The organism is Halalkalibacter hemicellulosilyticusJCM 9152, from assembly GCF_000513115.1.
Lineage (GTDB): Bacteria > Bacillota > Bacilli > Bacillales > Bacillaceae_D > Halalkalibacter > Halalkalibacter hemicellulosilyticus.
Genome location: NZ_BAUU01000013.1, coordinates 55,386 through 80,278, shown reverse-complemented (window position 1 = coordinate 80,278; position 24,893 = coordinate 55,386). Strand labels below are relative to the sequence as shown.

The window sequence follows — 24,893 nt, the reverse complement described above, 5'->3', positions numbered from 1 at the left end:
TCTATTATAACAGCTTCAACATACCTACGAAAAGAAGCCAAATGAGAGGGGTGTACACATGATAAGAATATCTCCATAAAAATTGTCTTATTTGTATTTGAATCACAATACCAAATGCCATTGCAAAAAAGAATAAAAGACCCGCAAATAACGTAAAAAACGTTCTCATTTCAAGAATGCCCCATTCAAAGCCCATTAAGAAAAAGAGTAGTGCAAGTAAAGCGGGTAGTACTCGATCCTCTGGATGAAAAAATCCTAAAGTTGGATGATAGCGAGTAACTGCTGCAATAATAATCAATAATGAAACAATCGAAATTAATATTTCAACAAACCGAAACGCAAACCAGCTAGGCATAAACATGCCAAAGATCATGCCAACATAACAAAAAAGGCTAAAGGCAAGCGCAAATAAAATGACTTGTAATGGGCGGGGGGGATATTTAGGTGCTGCTAGTAAACCTCCCATTGTTAAACCGATTGTTGCAACGAACATCACGACGATGATAAGAAACCACATACTCTCTCCTCCTTCACCAAATAGACTCTTTATATCCTATGAAGAAAAAGGTAAGATAAGAAGGACAAACATAAGAAAGAGGGATCAGCATGGATCAAAAAATGAAGGATATTCTTGATCGTGGTGTATTCGGTTCACCAGAGATAAAAGCTGAAGAACGAAATGTTTTTCTTTCTACAATCATTGAACGTATTTACATAGCACTCACTAAACGACAAGTATACAAAAAAGGCACCTATCCTGAAGTCAGTGCACTTATGAAGAAGTATCCAAATGCACACCTCTACGTAAATAGTGATCTAAACTATCAGCATTACTCAAATTATCTTCAGGAGGCTACCAAGCACCAAATTTCGTATACCATTGTTAATTCAACCAAACCAACTGCTATCGGAATCGTATTAGCACATCCAGCGCAAGTTTCTCCAGAGAAAGACATCTTCCTCAAGGACGACTTGTACAAAAAAGACATGAAAGAAGAATAAGAAAAAAACGCAGAGCATTTCAGTCTGTCGACCGTCTCGCTTTTGCGAGACGGTCGACAGTTTTTTTATAAGTTAAGTGAAACTAGTGGGTATGGCACTGGAGGAACACCAAACCGACAGTGCCAGCTCCAGAAAATCACTATTCAACTACAAAAACACCATTGAGAATCATTTCTCAATGGTGCTTTATCCGCGGTCTGAAACTCAGTGCGTCTTTTCTTATTCTTCTTTTCATCGATCAGGATCACCAGGATGTAAGATGCTCGGTCGTTGATGTTTATAAGGCATCGCTTTACGCACTAATACATCCGAAAACGCTTTAGCATCAAAAGGTAAAAATGGCCATAAATAGGGAATACCTAGCCCTTTGTAATGAACTAATAGTAAAAACCATAATGTAGTCCCTACCGTGAAACCTGTTAACCCAAAGGCTGCAGTCAAAATAAGTAGCGATAATCTTACTAAGCGATTGGCTAAGCTCAATTCATAACTTGGTGTTGCATAAGATCCTATCGCAACAGCCGCTAAATATAGAACGACTTCAGGTGAAAATAAACCAACTTCTATCGCCACTTCACCAATTAAAATCGCTGCAACAAGGCCTAATGCAGTAGCTAAAGCATTAGGTGTATGGATAGCGGCCATCCGAAGCATTTCAATCCCAATTTCAGCTATGAGAAATTGGACAAATAAAGAAATAACTCCTGTTTCCTGTTCACCAATAAACCCAAATGCTGCAGGTACGAATTGTTCATGTGTCGCTAATAAATACCAAATCGGCAAAAGAAATAAAGATGCCCAAACAGCAATGTAACGAATAAACCTATGAACAGCTCCTACAAGTGGTTTTTGCCGATATTCCTCAGCATGCTGTAAATGATGCCAAAAGGAAGCAGGTGTAATCATGACACTTGGTGAACCATCTACCATAATTAAAACATGACCTTCCAACAGATGAGTCGCAGCAACATCGGGTCTTTCTGTATACCGTACAAGCGGATAAGGGTTGAGAGAGTGCCCATAAATATACTCCTCAACCGTCTTGTCAGCCATCGGAAAGCCATCTGTATCAATTTTCTTTAACTCTCGCTTTAGTTTTTTGACAAAACGTTGATCGGCAATGTCAGCCACGTATGTAATGGCCATATCTGATTTTGAACGCCTACCTACTTGGACGTATTCTACTCTCATCGTTCGGTCTCGAACTCGTCTACGTACAAGAGCAGCATTCAAAACTAACGTCTCGACAAAACCATCTCTAGCACCTCTGATCACTTTTTCCGTATCAGGTTCTTCAGGTCCACGAACAGGATATTCGCGCGTATCAATTAAAATCACTTGATCAATTCCATCAACAACGAGAGCAGCTGGTCCTGATAAGACTTGATCAATTACTTCATCAAGATCATCACTTTTCTCAATCTCTACATATGGAATTTGATGCTTCATTAGTTTTTCCAATGGGTCAATTTGTAAATCTTCATCTGACAGTTTAATCAATTGCTTCTGGATCTCCGTTAGTGCCTGATCCTTTCCAAAGCCATCGACTAGAAACAGGCTCATTTGCCGCCCACCATATTCGAGCTCCAAATGAATTAAGTCAAAGTTATCATCAATAGCCAATTCTTTTTTTAAATAAGAAATCGTCTGATGATAATCTGCGATTGTTGGATAGGTTTGTTCTTCTTTCATTTGATTCCACCTCACTTATGTAAATTATTTGCACAAGCAAGCAATTCCATACAACTAGATATATTCGTTGCATATCGCCATAGGGTGAGACATATACATGACAAAAACGGTTGTCCTATAGGTGGAGGAACAAATTATGAACAAATGGAAATATGCAATCGCTCTATTATGTTTATCCTTTCTCGTCGGCTTATTTCTCGTCTTTTCACTAAGGCCCGAGCCATTACGCGAAACCTTAATCTTCTTTCCGATTGATGAGAATGCTCAATTTCTTGAATCTCGATCTGCTATTACCATTTTGTCTTCTAAAGATGAAGATGAATACATATTGAATTGGGAAACCTCTTCAGTACTTGACCAAGAAGCCTATTTGCGACAAGATGTATCGTTATTATTTGAAGATGGATTACTTAAAGACATTCAATCAACATGGAAGAAACAAACAGACACGATAACAATGAACAAACATGTTCCTTCAGATGATAGCGGTCATTATCGCGTCGTCACATTTCACCATGCCGAAATCCATTATCCTAATGATCATATACGTAGCGCCCAAGCACTTAGCTTTGACCGTCTATATGTGATCGATTCTCCGCTCTCGCCATTGGAGGCCTTTCGAATTCCAGAAACAGAAGAGCAATGGGAGAGCAAACGAGTATTAGATTACATTTTGCAACAACAGCAACAATATGATTGGGAAGATTTATTTGAATATTATCATTTACCTGAGGATGAATATACCAAAATACCTTTAACTGATTTCATTCAATATGAACAGCTACCGGGATTAACAAGAGAAGAATCACAACGGTTTCTAGGAGGGTTATGGGAAGGATTGTACAAACACTATGTACTCGGCATAGCACAAGAAGACGGAACGGTTTCTAGTCCAATTGGAAGTACCGTCCCGCTCATATTATTACCGAAAACGACTGATCACTTTTTTATTCTATTCCGCACACCAGATGGAAATCCGGTTCAATTTATTCAAACGATAAGCTCTTAATCTAATGTTAGACTTCTTTCTAATTCCACATATTCTTCTTTCGCTTCAATCTCAATTGCACGGGCAACTGCTGTCCGTGCTTGTTCATATTCACCAAGCTCGGTATAAACAACAGCCATATTGTAATGGGCTTCGTGGAAATCTTCTCGCAATTCTATCGTCTTCTCTAGCAAAGGCAAAGCCTCCGCATAGTTACCGTTCATTGCTTGAGCAACAGACAATAAAAATGTCGCTTCAGGCATAGTAGGCTCCATCTCATATGCCCGCTTTACATGTGGATACGCTGATTCGACCTCATCATCTTGTAAATACATCTGACCAATTATGAGCTCTGTTGTCACATCGGTCATCTTCGCTTCATTTACCCAACCAAATGCGAGTAAACTAGCAATTACTGATGGCGTGATGATGGCAAATACAAATGCTCTCCACGTTCGTTGTTGCTTTGGTAATTGAACGATAGCGGCAGCAAGAAATCCACCGACCAATCCTCCGATATGTGCACCGTTATCGACTACTGGCACAACAAAGCCGAATACGAGGTTAATAGCCAAAATAACAAGTACGTTCATTCCCATTGTCCGAAAGAATAAAGACGGATGAACAATGCCGAAATAGAGCAACGCACCAAAGCAGCCAAATATGGCTCCAGATGCACCAGCAGACACACTAGCGTTAAAGGCAAAGCTTGCGATTGAACCTAACAGTCCAGCAATGAGATATATGGATACGAAGCGAGTGGTCCCGTACATTCGCTCAACGACTCCACCTAAAAAGAACAATGCTAAAGAATTCATAAACAGGTGAATAAGCCCAATATGTAAAAACATTGCACTAATGAAGCGCCACCATTCCCCATCAATGATGAGTGGATTGTACTTTGCACCAAAATCAATGAGCGTCATAATGTCTGTACTACTACCAGCCCACTCCGTAATGATAAACATCATCACAATACTCACAATCAAAAAATAAGTCGCGTAAGGTTTTCCATACTGGAACATCGATGTTTCTTTTTCTTTCTCTAGCTCGTGGACATGTTGAATTTGTTGCTTTAATAAATAAGTGTGTAGCTCAAGCTGCTCCACTTGCTCCGAATAATATATATCACTTAAATTCCGTTTCTCGATATCCTCTTTTGTTAGAACAGCCGTATAGACGCGGCTCTTCTTTTTATTATTTGCAGCAAGCGGCTTTTGCAAATCCTCCCATTCATCTACGGGCGGATATAACGATACATAAATATTCTTTCCTTCAACCTCTCGATAGTGAAGACTTGTTCGAATATTCTCAAAGAGCATAACGGTTTTTGCAACATCACGTCTTAATTCCCCTGCCCAATCCAAATCACGGCGAACGAATCGAACGATCTGGCGCGGCTTCGTTTCTTCATTAACAAGCCAAACTTCATGGTCACGCATAGAGATTATTCTCCATTTTTTCTTCGTCACATAATCATGTACAAGCATCCAATACAAATAATTTAACCGAATCTGATCCATACCGCACCCTCACTTTAAATCCAAATCGACTATGCTCACTATCATTATACTAAAAGATAGACGTAGTACGTTATATTATGCCTGAAAATGAAGAAAAAGCGGCGTTTCTCACACCGCTTTTTAAACATAAGATGTTGTTAGGACATTTGAGGACGATTGAATTGTAGTACTGAACCAACAATTTTATCACGTATAAAGGGGATTTGCATCGCAAAGCTAACAGCTAGCTTACGTAACAAACGCTTACTTAACAGTAAGTTCATCACGCGATAACGATACTTATACACAAAATAAACCGTCATAATAATTGAAAATAGTGAAATGAGACGTTGTAACATAAAAAAGCCCTCCTTTTAAGGTCACTGAAAAAGGGCAAATCAACTTTTTCAGTCCCTTTGATTAGACTAGCAATGGCTTCACTCGTTGCTCGCTTGATATGAGAAAGCCGCTCGTATCAAGCTTTTTAAAATAGCTAACGGTTTCGCTCATTACTTAAAGGTCACCATATAAGTTAAAGACCAAACTTTTTCAGTGCCCTCCTCCTTTTGCTTTTAATGTGCAACGAATTCAACATTTTATCCTTTTCAATCGTTTACATTATCCTCCAATATATTGGTTGAAAATGGATTTCGCTCTTGAAACATCTTCTGTGCCTTGAACGAGCACACGTCCATCAGGAAAAAGAACTAGTTTTTCTTCACTTGATAAGTGAGCTCGGAGTAAAAATGGCGTCTTTTTCACTTCTGCTACTTTTGATAGCCGTTCTGACCACGTTTCTAAGTTCAGCTCTTGTCCCGTATGAATTTGAACCGTTTCTCGACCACATAACGTCGTAATATGATCCTCTTCATCAGATAATGCGGGATATTCTCTCTTCTGACAAGTTGGACAATTTTCTTTCGGCCGATCCATTTTCAAATCAAATTGATGATTGCCCCAGATATCAAAGCTTTTCAATGTACGACGCAACGCTTTACGATCATCGACTAAATATTTCAATACTTCTACGACTTGATATGATGCAACAATATCAACGACAGGACTAATGACGCCAATCGTATCGCATGTTTGTCCATCGCCTGCACCTTGGTTAATGAAGCACCGTAAGCAAGGAGTTTGTCCCGGTATAAAGAGTGCAGACATTCCTCTTGAACTAACAGCTCCTCCATAAGCAAAAGGAACTCGTGCTTGAAACGCCATATCATTTAATAGAAAACGAGTGCGAAAGTTATCTGTACCATCCAGCACGATATCAATTCCATCCATTAAAGCAGGAAGAGTATCCTTCGTAACATCTGTCACATATGCCTCTATTTCAATTGAGGAATTAATGCGTTCAAGTTTTTGTTTTGCTGCAATTGCTTTTGGAGTTGCAGCAAGCACATCATCCTCATCAAAAAGCATTTGACGTTGAAGATTACTCTTCTCGACATAATCGCGATCCGCTAAACGGACGAGCCCAACTCCTGCGCGAACAAGATGGTTTGCTAACACCGTACCAAGTGCTCCAACTCCGACAATTAGAACTGACTTTTTCGAAAGAGCCTCTTGCCCTTCTTTCCCAATTGGAGCAAAAAGCATTTGACGTGAATAACGCTCTAATTGTTCTTCTTGATTCATTTCGATTACCTCCTATACAATAAACCAAGCGATGATCATCGCTATAATGGCAGCACTAATCGTACAGCTCATATTTACGATATCATTATTCACCCACTTTAAGCCTTTTATTTGCTCAGTCTTACTTCCGCAATGCATTCTTCTCTCCGTATTCATTCCGCAACAATTGCAACGATAAAGAACTTGACTGTATGCTCCAACTAATGTATCAATCAGATTTCCAACAAAACCAGAAACCGTGATAATAATCACTATTAGAAAACTATTCGTGACGTCGTATAGTAGCCCTATACATGCGATTACGAAGCTACCGACTAAAGCAGCACAAGTGCCCATTATAGAAATGGCCCCAGATGTGCCTTGATCAACTCGTTTGCACGTTGCAATATGTATAGGTCTCCTTTTACTAAGTGGACCTATTTCTGATGCCCAAGTGTCCGCATTGGCCGCCGCTAAGCTAGCAAAGAAACCGATCGCATAAAGCGGGGAAAGGAATAATCCATAAAGGACAGACATGATTGCAGCCACTCCACCGTTAGCCAACACTTGCATGCCATCTCTTGTACTTCCTTTTTCATTAATGTCCTCTTCTTTAAGCTGTTGCTTAAATGAACTTAAAAAGCTAGAACTAAAAAAGAACAGCCCTAATGTGAGAAGTCCTATCCAGCCCAACCCCCATGTAATCGCAAACCCTACGAAAATAGCGGCTATCGTTCCCGATGCCGTCAATTTCTTCGCAAGCTTGGCGTATATAGCTAGCAGTAAAACACCGACATAAGGAAGTGCTGCTAACATGTCAAACACCTGCTCTCAGTGATGACGTAATCAACTGGTCGATCATGAGGCTCAACAGGTAGCTCAGGTTGAATTTGTACCTCTGTTGCTAGCGCGACTGTTTGACCTTTATAATTCGCTAAATAACGATCATAAAAGCCGCCACCATAACCAATTCGAAATCCATTTTGATCAAATGCTACACCAGGAACAACAACCAAATCAATGTCTTCACTTAAGTACGCCGTCGCCTTTTGCGCAGCCGGCTCAAAAAGATTTATGGGGGTTTGGACGACATCATTCCAATCATCAATTTGATGAAAAGTCATTGCTTTTGATTGAAAATCAGTTCGTGGAACGACGATCTGTTTGTTTTCCTTCCAGCCTTGTTCAATGATAGGGTATGTATTTACTTCACGCTTAGTTGAAACCGTCATCGCAACAACCTGTGACCTTTTCCAAAGTGTCGATTGAAGGAAGCGTGAAGCAATGAATTGACACTTCTTATTGAAATGCTGCTCTGACATGCTCTCAAGCTTATTCAAGATGTTTCTGCGAATCAGTTGCTTACTTTCCACTAAAGTCATCCTCTCCCACTTGTGTCAAGGTTGCCCCTATATCTGTCTATAAGAAAAAAGAAGCAGTGGAAAATCCAGCTGCTTACTTTGTTTCGCGGTGTAGCGTATGACGCTTTAATCTTGGGCTATATTTCTTAAATTCGATACGCTCAGGATTTGTACGTTTATTTTTAGTCGTAATATAATTGCGATCGCCTGTCTCAGTGCAAGCAAGAGTAACTTGTACACGCATGTGATATCCCTCCAAACTGTGCTTAGTTCATACTTGAATATAATAGCAAAACTTTCAACAAGGATCAAGTTCTTTTTCGTTAAAGGAGTTAGGATAGTTGCTGCTTCGATGGTGTGTCGTGCTGCTCCATCCATTTCTCCATGTGACGAATATATAACTCCTCCTCACAATGTCCAGTAATATACCAAATTCGACCAATCCTCTCCGCGTAGCCTTCAAGATCGATATTAATCACTGCCATTCGTAAATGCTCCCCACGCCAAATCGGGGATAACGTTAATACACCGAGCGTTTCATTCCATATCGATTTCTCATTTCCAACTGCTAATTGATACCGATGGTCTTGAAAGAAAGACGTTGACAAAAGCGTTACACGATCTCGTTCATACGTGACAATGGATTGCTTCGTTCGAGAGACCATCGAAACCGGGATTCCCTCTGTTACATATTGCTCCTTTTTTACAATAACGCGAACATGCTGTGATTTCTTTGTGCCGTTTTTCACAATGAACGTTAATTCAGACAGTTCCCATGAGCTTGAAAGATCTTTTACGATCGTAACTTGTATGTGCCAAAAACGATGGTAGGCATTTAATACTGGACTTTCCGTTCCTTTTCCTTGTTGCAACGAAACATTCCACTCTTTCGACTTCAACCATGATACTTGTCCATCTAACCAAATTCCTAATGATCGAATAATAGTAAACCATTCCATATTCATTGTCGTTACCTCCCGCTTTTATTTGTCATTAACACACTCGATCTGAAAACTCGTTGTACATTAGATCTTTTTGTGCTTGCCTGTAATGATGAATCGCTTTAATCGGTCGCCAATAGCCCGCAACGTAACAACCATAAATCGGACTCTCCACCTTGTTAAAGCCATTCAAAATCAATGTTTTTAAGGAATCTATCCAATTGGACTCTATGATGTAGATGTCCGTATTTATCGTATGAATAGGGACACGTTGATTGGTCATCCCATCATCGTGCACCTGTACAATTTGACCAGTATTTGTCGTTGTCATAACCGGCTTCTCTTTCACTTTCACAGACTCTTTTGTTAATAGGGTGCATGAGCTTTTGCGAATCATATGAACTTGAATAGCTTCTTTCAGGTTCATATCAGTCAGACAAACATCATTTAAAAACACAATGGGTTCTCCCGTTATCTTCCTCAACCATTCGAAGGAATCGACACGTTTGAATTCAGGATCAACCTCCAAATAAGTTAAATCGCAATCCATTTTTCTTCCATCTCCAAAGTACTCATACAAATGGGATAAGCGATCAAAACCGATGATAACCATTTCATAGATATGATGTTGCTTTAACCAAGATAGCATATATTCTAATATGGGCTTTTGTAATAATGGGAGCATTGATTTAGGAACTGAGCTTGTAAATGGATGCAATTCGTTCATCCGACCATCTGTCATAATCACTGCTTTCATAAGAAGCCTCCTCTAGTTATTTGTCATTCATTTACGATGTATATTTATCATACCGTCCACTAGGTAGAGGAACAAGGAGGTCAATCTGTCTTTTTTTGTCATATGCTTAATAGAACGATGCACGCAAACGAAAAAAAAAATTATTCGTCATCATTCGCATGCAACCTCTTGTCAAAAAACGAAGTCGTTTCAGCAAGAGAATCGACGAAAGCGAGAATTTTGTTCATGAAAAACGGGGTTTCTCGTCATAGGCTAATAGATGTATAATGATAGAAGTGTGAACAGAAAGAGAGGACAACAAAAAGTTATGGTAGAAATGATGATCATTGTATTATTTAGCTGCTCATTCCTCCTTTTTATCCTATCATTCATCAAGAAGGATCGAACAGTCGAATTAGAGCAGCAAATAGAAGAGCTTTCCATTCGTCATATGCAGGAATTGTACAAGCTTAAGAAAAGAGTCGATGAATTAGAAAGTCAAACTCGATTAAATGAGCAGCAGTCAGCTTTTGTCCAAAAAGCAAAATCAAGCTCACAGCAACAACTTCTCCGTGAGGTCATAGGTTTATTTAATCAAGATTTAGAATTGGAAAGCATCGCAGAGGAAACAGGCTTAACCGTTATCGAAGTCGAACGCTTATTACGTCCTTATATTACTGAACTACAGGAGAAGGAGGAATTGTAATGGCCGCAAAAGGGTTACAGCAGTTTGCTGGTGGATTATTTCTAGCAACAGCACTTATCGGTGGCGCTCTGTACTTTTCTCATAGTCAAGAGGAAGTGATAGATGCTGAAGAAGAAGACCGTGAAGCACCACTAACTTCTCATGAAGAACTTTCAACGGCACAATTAATTGAGCAGCTCGAGCAAGAGCAATATGTGGTCATATCTGAAAATGAGTATGCTGAGCTATCTGCTGCTCAGTTAGAAGAACAAGAAGAAGGAAATGAGGAGAATGTTCATGAAAGACAAACTACCTACGTCATGATTCTGGAGATATCTCAAGGGATGACGAGCTACGATGTCGCTGAGCAATTAGTACGTGGGCGTATTATTAATAACGAGCAAGACTTACTTTCCTATGTACAATCCGAACAGCTATCTCACCGTCTACGAACGGGACAGTATGAGGTAACGAGTGACATGACGATTGAGGAAATTGTCGAGTTAATGACATAGAATGAGTATAAGTACTAATAACGTAGTAAAAAGAAGAATGCTGATTAAGGAGAGAACTGAAAAAGTCCTTTCTAGTAACTCAAAGAAGAGTAATAGCTTCGCTCGTTGCGCGCCTTGCTATGAGAAACCCACTCATAACAAGGCTTTCAAAATCAGGCAACGGCTACGCACATTACTTAAAGACCGCTAAAAAAGTGAAAATCGCACTTTTTCAGCGGCCTCCGATTAAGGCACTCTTCTTTTTACTCTTTTACACTATTCAATAACATCCGGTGCTTCCTCGTCACTATCGACATCCTCTAATAGAGGAGTGTCTGGTTTGACTGGACCATTACGCATCGAGTCCTCACGTTCAAAGTACCAATCTAAAACATCTTCCGCAATCCTTTGTGCCATTCTCCCCCGACCACCTTGATTATCAAGCTTGACTTGTGGCACAACAATCGCAAAGGCAATTTCCGGATCATCATATGGCGCATAGCCGACTAACGTTTGGTTGTTAGCTTCTACCACTCGGCGATTACCAGGCTCTCCGACTGCGACACGGACTTGTGCCGTACCAGTCTTAGCAGCTAGATCATAGGATTTACTACGAAAAACCTCACTAGCCGTACCCCCTGTTACAACATCACGAAACCCACGTTGTACTTGCGCAATTTCGTCGTCTGTATTGTTAATTCGATTTAATAATTTCGGTTCAAACTGTTGAACAATCGCCCCTAGTTCATTTCGATCCGCGACAGGCTCTCTTATTTCACTGACGAGTCTTGGCTGCATCCGATAGCCGTCATGAGCAATCGTTGAAACATACTGCGCTAATTGTAAGGTCGTATACGTATCAAATTGACCAATCATTAAATCAGCTAAATTACCAGGATTTAATTCTGATCCAAGGAACCCATTTGACGCAGACGGTAAATCTATCCCCGTCTCTGTCCCTAATCCAAATTGACTGAAATTATAGCGCGCACGGTCAAACGCTTCATGAGTCGTTGCTGTCGCAAACGTGCAGCTTGCCGTATTAGAATTATAGCAGCCAGCCATTCGAAGGCCAATTTCAAACATATAAACGTTTGACGACACTTCAAGTGCACGGCGATCATTAATCCACCCATACGTTCTCCGGCCAATTGAACTCTTCTCGATAAAACCACCTAGACCATCATTGAGACGAATAATTCGGTCATGCAATTGACTACCAGGTGAGATAATCCCTTCTTGATACCCTGTTAGTACACTAGCTCCTTTAATAGATGACCCCATCTCAAATACTTTGTTCACCGTGCCGAGATGATCGGCATACGTCGAGCGCTCCATATCATGGGGATCGAAATAACCTGCCATTGATAAGATATCACCCGTTTTCGGGTCCATAAAGATCGCATACGCGGAACGATCTAACAGAAATGGATTACCATTTGTCACTTCTTTCTCAATCGCTTGCTCGACGACTTGCTGTAGCTCCATATCTAGCGTAAGAACAAGGTCGTTCCCTCTTTGCCCTTCTCGTTCGTCAATATCGCGATTGACAGTTTGACTTCCTGATTGGGTCATCACACTTTCGACAACCGCTTTCTGTCCACGGAGTACATCCTCGTATTGCGCTTCGATAAAGCTCGTTCCAACAATATCAGAACGATCATACCCACGTGCAAGGAAAGCATCTAATCGCTCTCGCGGAATTTGACCTGTTGAACCAAAGAAGCTCCGGAATGATTCTCCATACACATAGGAACGTCGTGAATCTCGTAAAATATCAACTCCATCCAAACGGTAAAGATTTTCACTAATAACATGTGCCTCTTCTTCGGATATATCTCGTTTAATTCGCTGTGGTGTATTCGCATATCCACGTACCATTTCACGAAACACAGCGACTGTTTGCAGCTCATCCTCAGAAACGGCTTCCACCATTTCATCGGTGATCGCTTCAATTTCCAATAAATATTCTTCCGTATTATCTAAATCTCTACGCTCTTCTGCTGGAACTAGCTCCAATCGATCTTCCTGACTCATATTAATAAGAATATAATCACGTATATCACGATCGGTTACACGACTTGTATCCATTTCTAGCAATGGAGAAAGCTCAGTCGCTACTCTCATTAACTCTGCATTACTAGTTCCTTCAGATGGGTTCGTATAAGTGATAGATAGCTCTAATTCATTGTCTACAACAACATGACCATAACGATCAAACATAACCCCTCTAGGTGCATCAATACGGGCTGTCGCATTGCTCGTTCTTTGCAATTCCTTCACATACTCTTCCCCTTCAACGATTTGCACCATTCCTAATCGCAAGATTAATGCTGCAAATAGAATGAACACAGCGAAGAAGAGTACATTTAAGCGTGCAGGAACATGATGCTTTTTCTTGCCCTTTTTCATTCTCCCCACATCCCGTTCCTCCTTGCATAACAGAATAGACACCCACTTAAGGTGTCTATTCTATTTCATAAAGTGTGACCCGCGTATGCCGTTGCTTCAATTGTTTCATGAACCTACACTCGTAGGTGGGTGTTCGCAGAATCTCTTCCAGTGTCCAAGTCACGTTGGCTTACTGTCTAACATTCAATATAGAACTCCCTTTTTTCAATCAAGGTTCGAAACAAGGAGAAGCTGACTAACACGGCAGGCGTTGTTATTTGTTTTGTTTGATTATATTATACCACTCGATTGACGATTGTCAAATGGAAACGCTATCATTGTATAGCTATTTTTTATACCGTTGTACTACCTGAATCACCCTCACCTTTATCCTGTCTTGAGAAGGCATAATTGTCTCCGCCTTTGTTCGGATTGAAATCAACCTTCCGGATAAAGAAGTATATGACCGCATGACCAGCTCCTAAAATAAGGAGCAATATCGGAATCCCTCTTTCTTCAGAAAAGAAGGTAACCGTCGCAATAAACGTTAACACTGATACAATTCGACCTGTATTTAGAAATAATTCTCTTACAACAATGTATTCAACTCTCATCTCTGCCGCCTTCCAGCCCTTCCCAATGACATCATACGTAAGTGAGACATATGGAACTAGAAGGAGTGGATAAGCCATTGAAATAATAACCCCATATGTGATTAATTTCGTAAATGTTAACTCTCCAAAGACGATAATGAAGATAGCTAAATATAAAATAGTCCCACCAATGAAAATAAACCTTTTTCTACGTGTTGACTTAATCACTCTTGTTACAACATAATATGCAAGAAATTGCACCCCTGATGCAACGAGCCCGTATGTACCAATCGCTAGTTCACTTCCCGTTGCAATGTACACCCAAACAACAATGACGAACATAAATGTCCCTTCACGTAGCCCTTGAAAAAAATGAGCATGTAATATTTGCTTCCAATTGCGATTCTTTTTTCGTTCAGCCAAAATCCGTTTGAAAAAAAAACGACCTTCTGCAGAGCGTCGCTTTAGCATAAAACTCATTAATACTGCAATGACAAATAAAATTAATGATATTGTGAAAATGACCGTATAACCGGTGAATTTATTCATTTTCGTAATAATAATACCTGACATAATCGGTCCAATCATACCAGCAAATGATGTTAAAAGGCCTAAAAAGCCATTAAAAAAATCCCTCGTTTCAGGCTCTGTAATTTCAAAGGTTAGCACATTAAAGGCTAGCCAATAAAATCCAAACCCCATCCCTAATAGTATACCTAGCACGATTAAATACGAATTGGCTCGATCCCCTAGCAGGAGCACGGTTGTGAAAAAGACCGCTAATGTTATAACTCCAGCTCTTAACACGATCACTCGATCTATTTTCTTTGCGACTTTCCCAGCAAAAATGAAGGCAATAGGCTGCATCACGACCGAGCCTAAATTATATAAAGCCAAATCAATAAATTCACCGGACTGCTTCCATAAATAAACGTTCACAAATGTATTTGATAAGGCTACACTTAAAGCGTATAAACCGCCTATTATTAATAACAAAACTAAATCGCGTGTTACTTCTATATCTCCAATGACCTTCTTAATGAACGATACCTTCACGAATCTCCACCACCCTCACAGATAGTGTGTCACGTAAGAAAGTCGTTATACACACGAAAAATACAAAGAAGCATTACGATAAAGAAAGGATTCCCAACACAAAGAAAGAGCTTAAGCCAAAGGCTCAAGCTCTTAAAACATTCTTATTTTGCTGCACTATAAAGCTTTGCAACCTCGTCCCAGTTCACTACATTCCAAAATGCATTTATGTAGTCTGGACGACGATTTTGATAATTTAAATAGTAGGCGTGCTCCCAAACATCTAATCCAAGAACTGGTGTCTTACCTTCCATTAATGGTGTATCTTGATTTGGAGTACTTGTAATCGCTAGCTTACCGCCATCAACAATTAACCAAGCCCATCCTGAACCAAAACGAGTCGCACCAGCATTTGCAAATTCTTCTTTGAATTTGTCAAAGCTTCCGAACGCTTCGTCAATTGCTGCTGCTAGCTCACCTGTTGGCGCGCCTCCACCATTTGGGCTTAGAAGCTTCCAGAATAATGTATGGTTAGCGTGACCACCACCATTATTACGAACTGCCGTACGGATGCTTTCTGGAACAGCATCAAGGTTAGATACTAGCTCCTCTACACTTTTACTTGCAAGCTCATCATGTCCTTTAAGGGCATCATTTAGCTTCGTTACATAAGTGTTATGATGCTTTCCGTGGTGAATGTTCATTGTCGCTTCATCAATGTGTGGCTCTAATGCATTTGCTGCGTAAGGTAATTGTGGTAATTCGTATGCCATTTAAATCTCCTCCTACAAACTAGTTTTTTAAGGTTAACTTAATAAACAAAAATGTTTAAAAAGTCTTTCCATCACTTACATTACCAAAATTTAAATATCGTTGCAACAAATAATGCTTACGAATCTAAAAAGAGGTCATGCATACTTGAAAACCTTTTTTACTATACCCATGAACGTCTATCATTAAACAAATAAAAAAAGCCCCTTTAAAAGGCGCCTTATCATTTCTTATGTATGGCGGAGGAAGAGGGATTCGAACCCCCGCGCGGTTTAACCCGCCTGTCGGTTTTCAAGACCGATCCCTTCAGCCGGACTTGGGTATTCCTCCATAAATAAGTTGGTGGACCCTGTAGGACTCGAACCTACGACCGATCGGTTATGAGCCGACTGCTCTGACCAACTGAGCTAAGGGTCCTTTATGTATAATGGTAGCGGCGGAGGGGATCGAACCCCCGACCTCACGGGTATGAACCGTACGCTCTAGCCAGCTGAGCTACACCGCCATGGCTCCACAGGTAGGATTCGAACCTACGACCGATCGGTTAACAGCCGATAGCTCTACCACTGAGCTATTGTGGAACATTTTCAGAAAGACAAGAATTATAATAACATGGGCTAATTATAGTGTCAATCATTTTTTCAAAACTCATTTAACACTGCTTTCATAAAGTACCATAAATGCATCAAAGTGACAACCACTTTCAAAAAAATCGTTATGCTTTCATATTAGAGGCGTCCAAAATAACTCTTTATAGACGCCTCCCCATTCATTGAAGTCATTAATGATGATCGTCTGCGATAACTGCTTCGGCAATATTAACTGAATGATCACCAATCCGCTCTAAATTACTAACAATATCAACAAAGACAATTCCGGCAGACCCTGTACATTTCCCTTCATTGACACGTTGAATATGTTTCTTTCTAAGCTTTCTTTCCATTTTGTCAATTTTCTCTTCCTTTTCAATGACTGAATTCGCCATATCATGATCAAGGAGCTCTAATGACTGAATCGCTTCTTTTAGAGTAGACAAAGTTAGATCACACATTTCCTTTAAATCATCTACTGCACTTTCCGTTAAATTGACCTTATTGGCTTTTTGATAATCTTTAAGCTCGACAATGTTTTCAATGTGATCGCCAATCCGTTCAATATCTCGAACCGTATCCATCAAAACCGAATGTAGCTTCGAATCTTGATCAGATAATGATCTTGAGGAAATTTGAATTAAATAATCGGTAATTTTTCGGTCTAAATTATTTATCGCTTCTTCAAATTGAACCGCAATCTCAGCATGACGTTTTTGACCGTTCACCAAATATTGGCTGACTTCATGAAGACCTTTTTCCGAAAATTCAGCCATCCGTAACACTTCCTGCTTCGCTTGTCCTAAAGCAATCGCTGGTGAACTTCCGATGAAACGAGGATCAAGATGCTTTGCTTTATACTCAATGCTGATCTCATCACCTGGTATAAGCTTCGTCACAATCATCGCCAATACGGCTACGAATGGGAGCTGAATTAATGTATTTGACACATTAAAAATACCGTGTGCAAAAGCAATTTGCATTCGTTCATTTAAGCCTAGTTCTACTGATAAATACGTAACAAAATGTAAGAAAGGATAAAACACTAATAAAACGATAATCGTTCCAATTAAGTTAAATATGACATGAGTTAACGCAGCACGTTTCGCTGCAATCGACGCTCCAATTGAGGCTAATATCGCTGTAATCGTCGTTCCTATATTATCACCAAATAAGACTGGCAATGCCGCATCTAATCCCATAGCCCCTTGTTCATATAACTGCTGTAATAACCCAATTGAGGCACTTGAGCTTTGGACAGCGACTGTAAATATTGTACCGATCAAAACACCTAAAAGAGGCATAGCACTCATACTAACCGTTAAATCAGCAAACATTTGTAAATCACGAATTGGGCGCAAGCCATCTCCCATTAATTCAAGACCATAGAATAAAGCCCCAAAGCCAAATATGACTTGTCCAAAGTTGTTTACTTTTTTATTTTTAAAGAAGAAAATAAGCGCTGCACCGAATGCGATAATCGGCAATGCGTAAGCGGAAATTTTAATTCCAATAATGAAGGCCGTAACGGTTGTCCCTACATTAGCCCCCCATAATAACACCAATCGCTTGCTTTAATGTCATAAAGCCGGCGTTCACTAATCCAATCGTTAAAACAGTCGTTCCTGTACTTGTTTGCAACAAAACTGTTACAAATATTCCTGCAAAAACCCCCATAACAGGATTTGTTGTGAATTTGTCTAGAATATCACGTAATCTCTCCCCAGCTACCTTCTGTAGACCATCCCCCATAAATTTAATACCGAATAAGAAAATGCCTAGACCACCAAAAAACATGAACAAGAGCGTCTGTAAATCCAAAATCCTCATCCCTTCATTTGAAAGTCATGTCGCTTCTTTTTTTATCTATATATTCGACAAAGCTCAACATGGACACCTAGTCTATTATTAAGTATTTCGTCACCGTTTGTAAACACAAAAGTGAGAAATAATTTAAATTACTTTTACCATTTTATAAGAAGTTACATAAAAGGCTTATTTCAAGCTCGACTTTGATCAAAAAGATCACATTTTTACTAACTAAAAACTGACTCTATGTTAAAGTTTTGATAATATATATTCGTATCGTTAATTCGGAAAGGAATGTCGTATGAACTTTTTCAGTTGGTTTTATAAATGTCTGACTCAATTTAAAGTAATCGCTTATAGCCGTTTTCGTCCTATCACTTCAACCATTGGTCATGTGTTTTTATTCGTGCTCTTAGCAAGTCTTCCATATTTCTTTATGATGAATACGTCGATCTATCATTCCGCGCAACAACTAAAAGATACGATCCATTTAGGACTACCATCCTTTTCTATTGAGAATGGCGAACTATTACTAGAAGAAGATATACCCTATTTCCAATTAAAGAACGATCAGCTCGGGACGCTTCTTTTTGACCCACATCGATCTTTTTCAGAGGATAACTTAGACGACAGTCGCGGAATTGTATTCTCTCAGCACTCTTTGCATATCATTAATTATGACGAGTCATTTACTGTCTCTTACTCTCTATTAGGTTTAAATGGTGTAAATGAAGGAGACATCATCGATCATGTAGAACAGCTGCATAGTTTTATACCGCTGTTATTAGTCATTATCACTCTATTCCTTTATGCTATTCTATCTGGCTTTGCTTATTTAGGAATCACTCTATTAGCGTTTCTTGCTCTATCTATTCGGCAAAAACGCAACCTTGAATATCGCCATCTTTGGAGTATAACCGCACATGCGATCACATTGCCGACCCTTGTCTTTTTTTGGTAGATACGTTAATAATCGATCTTCATATTATTTGGTATGTCATTGTTAGTATGAGTATGATTGCTCTTAGTATTCGTCAAATTCCTCTAGCTCGCAAAAGGAATTAAAAAATACTCGTTAAAGTAATCGGGACAAGAATTTTTGATAACGTTTTTCATTTTGACTAAAAAAAGTCGCAACAGCTATATTCTAGCTGTTGCGACTTTTTTAATCTTTCTCTTCGTTCTCATCAATCTGTTTCACGACAATTCGGGTTCCATCAACTGATACGACAATGATATCTACATTGGCCTCCAGCCACTGTCCGCCGCTTGTTGCACTGTACTGACGTCCTTCGATGGCAATTGAACCAGTAGGGCGAAATGGACTTAATGTTCGACCTTTCTTTCCTACAAGCTCTTTATATTCATCGTTAATTGAATTATACCCTAAGTCACTGGTTAGTCGATCCTTTAAGGTCATCCTTGCCCATAAATTCCTTGAAGGAAATACTTTTAAGAAGAGCAACGAGCTGAACCCACCAAGGATAAACCCCATCGAAACAAATACACCATAGAGAAAGGTCGGTGAAGGAATTGCTAGACCTACAATCATTAAGACAACACCTATAAGTGCAACCGTACCATCAGTAATAACCTTCCCGTCTATAATAATGAGTAATAATCCTACAACATATAAAATAACGACCCACATACCTGCATCTACTGAAACATGATAAGAGAAAAAAGTCGCCATAATCGCAACACCAAGAATGGCAAAAATCCCTTTCGCCTTCACAAACAATTCACCAATCAAAAATAACGTACCTAAAAATACAAATAAAAAGCCAATTGTTTCAGAATCTAACCATTGCATCATTCCACCTCCTATTCTCACTACACTATTATTTACGTTCATCACATTAATTGGTTTCACTTACGTTCAAATCTAATTATAACAATTCATATTCAATCAAAAAAGAGTCTCGCACATATTAAAAGGTTGTCCAAAGGAGCTATTTGCCCCTTTAAGAACAACCTCTAACAATGTCTTCCACATCAATCGTAATGATTAACTAAACCAGCCTTTTATCACATCAATAAGACGACTAAAGAAATCCAATACACTACGAATAAAGCTTTGCGTTTCTTCACGGTTCAAATAATCCCCTAAGTTATCACGCACTTTATTAATTTGGTTTTGTACTTGGTTCCAGTCAATATTTAAATCCTTCATTCGCATAAACAACGAAATAAGCCCATTAAGCTCTTCATCTGTTAGTGTAATACCCATTTCATTAGCAATACGTTGTATGAGCGCACGAAGATCCTCTTCTGATTCAATCGGCTGATCTCCTATTTCCTCTTTAATTCGGTTCATTAATTCCGTCGCATTTTCAGCACCGATCGTATGACTGAGCTCCCCAGTCTTCACCATCTCTTCATTGGCAATTTGCTTCTGCTCTTCAGGTATTTCAATCTCCATTGCTACTTCGTACGCTTTTAATAGTCCCGTTAGAGCAGCTGTACCCGAAACATCAATTGGAGCTGTTACATAAATTTCTGCATCCTCTACACCTGCTGTAATTAAGGCATTCATGTACATTTCATCAGAAATCCAATCAATTCGATTCGTCTCGACCGAAAGACCTTCTCCACTTTCCAACAACGTAATCTTTGATGAAGAAAGAGCGTTCGTCCCAATTCTACTAGCACTAATGTAGCTTCCTAAATATTGATGCTCCTCCTCATTGGAGACATAGACAATGAGGTTGTCTTCTGTCACGCCCATTTCATTCATTAGCTGCTGCCGTTGTGACTCACTTAAATCCTCACCTAACGTGACAATCACATCACCAGGCATTGCATCTGCCAACGCAACAGCAGGTAGAATCGTTGGTAGAAGAAGAAGTCCTATTAAAAAGAACAAAAAGCTTTTTGTTATCATTCGTTTCATCATTTTCACTACTCCTCTGCATTCATACTTCCATCATAGATCAATAATCCATGATCTATTCTTTAAAGAAACACCTTTTTCACAAATAAAAAAAGGGACTTAAGACTTATTTTCAACTTATATATGTGACATTTTCTCGTGATCACAATCATGTCCAAGCGGAAAACAGCGCCAGCTCATCATCATAAACAAAGCTAGTCCACTTATAAAAAAGAAAGCATTAAAAATAAGTTGCTCGACATTTGTCATCCAAATACCAAACATAACAGGCCCTAAAGCGACACCTAAAAATCGTATCATTGAATAGCTTGCAAAGACCGTACCTCTCGTTTCATTTGACACAATAGCTGCTAGTGCCGCATTAGCAGCAGGCAAGAAGATACCAAGACCAGCTGCAAAGAAAAACATCGCTAGTACGATTAATGAAAAGCTTTCACGAGCAAACAGTCCTAATGTTCCAGCAATCATCAGCATCACACCATAAATCATCATCTGTTTGTACATATCCGTACTATTTTTCAAAAATCGCCCTGTTACATAGGAACATACCGTTAGCCCTATAAGAGGACAGGCAATTACGGCTCCATTCCATTCACTAGGAAAAGGCGAAGCTTGTTCTGATACATACGATAAAAAAAATAAATAACCAAACAACAAAAACATTCCGACTCCCCCACCATACGTAATTGGAAGAAGCCAACGCCAGTGCTCTCGCCACAATTGCTTTTGCGAGTGAACGACCTTTTTCAGTGAAAGCGACGAGTTCGTTATTGATTCTTTTCGTATCGAAATAAAAAGGCCTGCTAATGCAAGTAGTGAAATAGCCAAATATAAAATAAAGCTTATATTCCACGTTAAGAGTAATATAAAACCTCCTATAATAGGACTGATCAATTTCCCAACTCCATTATACACTTCAATTGTACCAAACGCTTTTAACCGTTCTTTCCCTCTATATAATTCAGCAATAAAAGCCATCGCCAATGGGCTTACGATTCCAGCACCGATCCCTTGGATGATACGTCCAGCAATAAGAACGTTCCATGAAGTACTCACATGAAATAATGCAATCGTTGAGAGGATGCACCCACCTATAATGAGAAGCAAGCCAATAGCGCAAATCCGCTTCCGACCAAAACGGTCTGAAACGACTCCCCCAATTAGAACAAAAAAAGCAGCAGGAACCGAGAAGCTCGTTAAAAACCAACCACTTTCAACGGTTGTTAACTGAAATGATTGTTGAATAAATGGCACTTGTGGAATGAATAAAGAATTTCCCATTACCATGATAAAAGGCAATAAGCCAATGAAAAATAGTGTATATGACATTTTGGAAACCTTATTAATCACTTTATTCACCACCTTATTCATTATACGAAGAATTTTTTTCCATAATAAGCATAAATCATTCATTGCAATCATATACTTCTTTAGTAAGAGAATACCGAGGAGGACAAGCATATGAAAAGGCTGTTGGCATTTATTTTTATTTTCATTTTTTTATACAGCACTTATTATGATCTAACGATTGGTACATTACCCAACGGACTTTCTCAAAGAGATCAACTAGAAGAACTTTCGACAGAAACAAAAAACAATGAAGTGCCTACAAAAGAAGTCATTACATCAAACGATGAACCATACGAAGTTATTCAAGTAGAGCATGGACAAACCGTTCTTTCTATCGTCGAGCATTTACATACAGGACCGATTCCAGCAACGATCCAAGAAATTATTTTTGATTTTAAACAATTAAATGGTATTGAACCTGAAGAAATGCAAGTTGGACACGAATATTTGTTTCCAATCTATCCTTAACCACTTATCTATACATGTCATAACCAATCTACTCGCACCCTTTTTGTACAACCTCATAAAGACCATTTATTTTGGAAATTTTTAAGTCAGTTAGTTTTATCCTTGCCAAATGAAACAAGTCATTGATAAAATGAATAAGACTGTCTTAGGAATTTGTGAAGGTTTCCCTTCAAAACAAAGGAGCGATTGGTCAATGACCGAAATAATTCATCGTACAAAAACTCGTCCCGTAAAGGTCGGAAATTTGACGATTGGTGGAAATAATGAAGTTGTCATTCAAAGTATGACAACCACGAAAACACATGATGTAGACGCGACGGTTGCAGAAATTAATCGACTTGAAGAAGCCGGCTGTCAAGTCGTCCGAGTGGCATGCCCGGATATGCGAGCAGCCGAAGCGATCGCCGACATTAAAGCGAGAATTAACATTCCGCTCGTAGTGGATATTCATTTTGATTATAAGCTAGCCCTAAAAGCCATTGAAGGCGGAGCTGACAAAATTCGAATTAATCCAGGAAATATTGGTAGACGTCATAAAGTAGAAGCTGTCGTAAAAGCAGCAAAAGAAAAAGGAATCCCTATTCGAATTGGTGTCAATGCAGGCTCTTTAGAAAAACGTATTTTAGACAAGTATGGTTATCCAACGGCAGATGGAATGGTTGAAAGTGCCCTCCATCATATTAAGATTCTAGAGGATCTTGATTTTCATGACATTATCGTTTCGATGAAAGCATCCGATGTGAATTTAGCGATAGAAGCATATGAAAAAGCAGCAAAATCATTTGATTATCCTCTTCATCTCGGTATTACTGAATCTGGAACACTCTTTGCTGGTACTGTAAAAAGCGCTGCCGGTCTAGGTGCTATTCTAAACTTAGGCATTGGTAATACGGTTCGAATTTCGTTAAGTGCCGACCCTGTAGAGGAAGTGAAAGTCGCTAGAGAATTATTAAAATCATTTGGATTAGCAGCCAATGCAGCAACTCTTATATCTTGCCCTACATGTGGTCGAATCGAAATTGACCTAATAAGCATTGCCAATGATGTTGAAGAGTATATCTCTACCATTAAAGCTCCAATTAAAGTAGCCGTTCTCGGATGTGCTGTAAATGGACCAGGAGAAGCACGTGAAGCCGACATCGGTATCGCTGGTGCTCGTGGAGAAGGATTGCTTTTCCGTAAAGGTGAAATTGTTCGTAAAGTACCAGAAGAAACAATGGTTGATGAGCTTAAAAAAGAAGTCGATAAAATAGCAGAAGAATACTTTGCCAAAAAAGCGGAAGAAGAAACGACCGTCTAACTCAATGCGAAAGGGAGTGCTGATGCACTCCCTTTCTTCATGATCTCCCGCTAGAAAAATGGTGAAAAGAATACGGTCATAATAATGGAAACCGCACCAATACCAATTGCCCAATTCCCCATTGCATTTGATCCAACTCTTCGTGAAATAAACCCAACAACAATACCTGCTGCTCCAAGCAATACCGGTAAGAAAAACAATGACAAGATCGAAAGTACGATCGCAAATGTACCGACGCCACGCCCCGCAGCTGCATCATTAGGATTAGCTTCATCTGTTTCTACATCTTCAGAGCGTCTATCTATTCCAATCCCATTTGCATATTCCATCGCTGTTTCCTCATCGTAATCCTCATCATACGTATATTCAGGAGCATACTCTTCCTCGTAGTTTGCTTCTGAATTATATTCATCATTCGGTTCTGAGCTCAAACCTTGTCCGTTGTCTCGACCTTCAACATGGTTATTGACCAGTGTTAATGAGCGATCATTATCATCAACTAAGCGAACAGGCTCATTTTGATTTGGCCCTTTATTTTCTGCCATAAGGAGTCCCTCCTTTTTGAGATATGTTCGGGGAACAGTTTTAGTATGACTCATTCTCTTCAAAATTATCGTTGTTAAACATTAGAAATTGATGACTAGACCTTGCTGCAAAATTACTGTAAGGTAA

The 24,893-nt window shown here is 39.4% G+C and carries 24 protein-coding genes, 4 tRNA genes, 1 other RNA gene and 1 pseudogene; 7 read left to right on the top strand and 23 right to left on the bottom strand.

Annotated features, from left to right (window positions below):
* Positions 1–4 precede the first annotated feature (4 nt).
* Complete coding sequence (locus tag JCM9152_RS09745; RefSeq protein WP_035343659.1) at positions 5–517, bottom strand: hypothetical protein; 513 nt, start codon at positions 515–517, stop codon at positions 5–7.
* Between the two features lie 89 nt (positions 518–606).
* Here JCM9152_RS09745 and JCM9152_RS09740 point away from each other — a divergent pair, with 89 nt between their 5' ends.
* On the top strand, positions 607–1,002 hold the full coding sequence (locus tag JCM9152_RS09740) for a YueI family protein (protein ID WP_035343657.1): 396 nt from the start codon (positions 607–609) through the stop codon (positions 1,000–1,002).
* 231 nt (positions 1,003–1,233) lie between these two features.
* Here JCM9152_RS09740 and JCM9152_RS09735 read toward each other — a convergent pair whose 3' ends face one another.
* A complete protein-coding gene (locus JCM9152_RS09735; RefSeq protein ID WP_035343655.1) occupies positions 1,234–2,694 on the bottom strand; it encodes a spore germination protein in 1,461 nt (486 codons plus the stop codon).
* A 136-nt stretch (positions 2,695–2,830) separates the two neighbouring features.
* On the opposite strand from JCM9152_RS09735, the gene JCM9152_RS09730 reads away from it, so the two are divergent.
* Positions 2,831–3,703, top strand: coding sequence for a hypothetical protein (locus JCM9152_RS09730; RefSeq protein WP_035343653.1), 873 nt, complete (start codon positions 2,831–2,833; stop codon positions 3,701–3,703).
* On the opposite strand, the gene JCM9152_RS09725 is transcribed toward JCM9152_RS09730, so the two are convergent.
* The 8 genes from JCM9152_RS09725 to JCM9152_RS09690 all read right to left on the bottom strand — a co-directional run bounded on the left by JCM9152_RS09725 (position 3,700) and on the right by JCM9152_RS09690 (position 9,863).
* The gene (locus JCM9152_RS09725) at positions 3,700–5,205 is read right to left on the bottom strand and encodes a rhomboid family intramembrane serine protease (RefSeq protein WP_035343651.1); all 1,506 of its coding nucleotides are present in this window, start codon (positions 5,203–5,205) and stop codon (positions 3,700–3,702) included. The two genes, JCM9152_RS09730 and JCM9152_RS09725, sit on opposite strands and share 4 nt — an antisense overlap.
* A gap of 137 nt (positions 5,206–5,342) precedes the next feature.
* A complete protein-coding gene (gene yqgO / locus JCM9152_RS09720; protein WP_035343649.1) occupies positions 5,343–5,543 on the bottom strand; it encodes a protein YqgO in 201 nt (66 codons plus the stop codon).
* 259 nt (positions 5,544–5,802) lie between these two features.
* The gene (locus tag JCM9152_RS09715; RefSeq protein ID WP_035343646.1) at positions 5,803–6,825 is read right to left on the bottom strand and encodes a ThiF family adenylyltransferase; all 1,023 of its coding nucleotides are present in this window, start codon (positions 6,823–6,825) and stop codon (positions 5,803–5,805) included.
* 12 nt (positions 6,826–6,837) lie between these two features.
* Positions 6,838–7,620, bottom strand: a complete 783-nt coding sequence (locus JCM9152_RS09710; RefSeq protein WP_035343645.1) for a DUF92 domain-containing protein — start codon at positions 7,618–7,620, stop codon at positions 6,838–6,840.
* A complete protein-coding gene (locus JCM9152_RS09705) occupies positions 7,614–8,177 on the bottom strand; it encodes a 5-formyltetrahydrofolate cyclo-ligase (protein WP_052015818.1) in 564 nt (187 codons plus the stop codon). The genes JCM9152_RS09710 and JCM9152_RS09705 overlap by 7 nt, the downstream gene beginning before the upstream one ends.
* A gap of 82 nt (positions 8,178–8,259) precedes the next feature.
* Positions 8,260–8,409: a 50S ribosomal protein L33 gene (gene rpmG / locus JCM9152_RS09700; RefSeq protein ID WP_034624960.1), complete on the bottom strand. Its 150-nt coding sequence runs from the start codon at positions 8,407–8,409 to the stop codon at positions 8,260–8,262.
* Between the two features lie 88 nt (positions 8,410–8,497).
* Entirely contained in the window at positions 8,498–9,130 is a 633-nt protein-coding gene (locus tag JCM9152_RS09695; RefSeq protein ID WP_035343640.1) for a hypothetical protein, read from the bottom strand.
* A 28-nt stretch (positions 9,131–9,158) separates the two neighbouring features.
* Entirely contained in the window at positions 9,159–9,863 is a 705-nt protein-coding gene (locus JCM9152_RS09690) for a nucleotidyltransferase family protein (protein WP_035343638.1), read from the bottom strand.
* A gap of 307 nt (positions 9,864–10,170) precedes the next feature.
* Between JCM9152_RS09690 and JCM9152_RS09685 the strand changes: the two genes are divergently transcribed.
* Complete coding sequence (locus tag JCM9152_RS09685; RefSeq protein WP_035343635.1) at positions 10,171–10,548, top strand: hypothetical protein; 378 nt, start codon at positions 10,171–10,173, stop codon at positions 10,546–10,548.
* The gene (locus tag JCM9152_RS09680; RefSeq protein WP_035343632.1) at positions 10,548–11,042 is read left to right on the top strand and encodes a hypothetical protein; all 495 of its coding nucleotides are present in this window, start codon (positions 10,548–10,550) and stop codon (positions 11,040–11,042) included. The genes JCM9152_RS09685 and JCM9152_RS09680 overlap by 1 nt, the downstream gene beginning before the upstream one ends.
* Positions 11,043–11,297: 255 nt before the next feature.
* Here JCM9152_RS09680 and JCM9152_RS09675 read toward each other — a convergent pair whose 3' ends face one another.
* The 9 genes and pseudogenes from JCM9152_RS09675 to JCM9152_RS09640 all read right to left on the bottom strand — a co-directional run bounded on the left by JCM9152_RS09675 (position 11,298) and on the right by JCM9152_RS09640 (position 18,231).
* On the bottom strand, positions 11,298–13,433 hold the full coding sequence (locus tag JCM9152_RS09675; protein WP_035343791.1) for a peptidoglycan D,D-transpeptidase FtsI family protein: 2,136 nt from the start codon (positions 13,431–13,433) through the stop codon (positions 11,298–11,300).
* Positions 13,434–13,505: 72 nt separating this feature from the next.
* Positions 13,506–13,686, bottom strand: a non-coding RNA gene (gene ssrS, locus JCM9152_RS21840) — 6S RNA.
* A gap of 79 nt (positions 13,687–13,765) precedes the next feature.
* Positions 13,766–15,061 carry an MFS transporter gene (locus tag JCM9152_RS09670; protein WP_035343630.1) on the bottom strand — a complete coding sequence of 432 codons (1,296 nt, stop codon included), beginning with the start codon at positions 15,059–15,061 and terminating at the stop codon, positions 13,766–13,768.
* 143 nt (positions 15,062–15,204) lie between these two features.
* Positions 15,205–15,813 (bottom strand): superoxide dismutase, encoded by a 609-nt coding sequence (locus JCM9152_RS09665; RefSeq protein WP_035343628.1) that lies wholly within the window; start codon positions 15,811–15,813, stop codon positions 15,205–15,207.
* Positions 15,814–16,048: 235 nt separating this feature from the next.
* Positions 16,049–16,141: transfer RNA gene (locus JCM9152_RS09660), tRNA-Ser, on the bottom strand.
* A 10-nt stretch (positions 16,142–16,151) separates the two neighbouring features.
* Positions 16,152–16,228 (bottom strand) — tRNA-Ile (locus JCM9152_RS09655).
* An 11-nt stretch (positions 16,229–16,239) separates the two neighbouring features.
* Positions 16,240–16,316 (bottom strand) — tRNA-Met (locus JCM9152_RS09650).
* Between the two features lies 1 nt (position 16,317).
* Positions 16,318–16,392, bottom strand: a tRNA-Asn gene (locus JCM9152_RS09645).
* Positions 16,393–16,592: 200 nt separating this feature from the next.
* Positions 16,593–18,231, bottom strand: a pseudogene (locus JCM9152_RS09640) (Na/Pi cotransporter family protein).
* A 280-nt stretch (positions 18,232–18,511) separates the two neighbouring features.
* Here JCM9152_RS09640 and JCM9152_RS09635 point away from each other — a divergent pair.
* The gene (locus tag JCM9152_RS09635; RefSeq protein ID WP_035343626.1) at positions 18,512–19,171 is read left to right on the top strand and encodes a DUF1189 domain-containing protein; all 660 of its coding nucleotides are present in this window, start codon (positions 18,512–18,514) and stop codon (positions 19,169–19,171) included.
* A 204-nt stretch (positions 19,172–19,375) separates the two neighbouring features.
* Here the strand turns inward: JCM9152_RS09635 and JCM9152_RS09630 are convergent, their stop codons facing one another.
* From JCM9152_RS09630 to JCM9152_RS09620, 3 genes are all read right to left on the bottom strand, one after another.
* Positions 19,376–20,023 (bottom strand): NfeD family protein, encoded by a 648-nt coding sequence (locus JCM9152_RS09630; protein WP_035343624.1) that lies wholly within the window; start codon positions 20,021–20,023, stop codon positions 19,376–19,378.
* Between the two features lie 195 nt (positions 20,024–20,218).
* The gene (locus JCM9152_RS09625; RefSeq protein WP_035343789.1) at positions 20,219–21,103 is read right to left on the bottom strand and encodes a DUF1002 domain-containing protein; all 885 of its coding nucleotides are present in this window, start codon (positions 21,101–21,103) and stop codon (positions 20,219–20,221) included.
* A gap of 117 nt (positions 21,104–21,220) precedes the next feature.
* Positions 21,221–22,453, bottom strand: coding sequence for an MFS transporter (locus tag JCM9152_RS09620; protein WP_035343622.1), 1,233 nt, complete (start codon positions 22,451–22,453; stop codon positions 21,221–21,223).
* Between the two features lie 111 nt (positions 22,454–22,564).
* On the opposite strand from JCM9152_RS09620, the gene yqfZ reads away from it, so the two are divergent.
* Both yqfZ and ispG read left to right on the top strand, forming a co-directional pair.
* Positions 22,565–22,921, top strand: a complete 357-nt coding sequence (gene yqfZ, locus JCM9152_RS09615) for a protein YqfZ (protein WP_035343620.1) — start codon at positions 22,565–22,567, stop codon at positions 22,919–22,921.
* 202 nt (positions 22,922–23,123) lie between these two features.
* A complete protein-coding gene (ispG, locus tag JCM9152_RS09610) occupies positions 23,124–24,221 on the top strand; it encodes a flavodoxin-dependent (E)-4-hydroxy-3-methylbut-2-enyl-diphosphate synthase (protein ID WP_201768792.1) in 1,098 nt (365 codons plus the stop codon).
* 50 nt (positions 24,222–24,271) lie between these two features.
* On the opposite strand, the gene JCM9152_RS09605 is transcribed toward ispG, so the two are convergent.
* The gene (locus JCM9152_RS09605) at positions 24,272–24,766 is read right to left on the bottom strand and encodes a DUF4190 domain-containing protein (RefSeq protein ID WP_035343616.1); all 495 of its coding nucleotides are present in this window, start codon (positions 24,764–24,766) and stop codon (positions 24,272–24,274) included.
* Between the last annotated feature and the right edge of the window lie 127 nt (positions 24,767–24,893).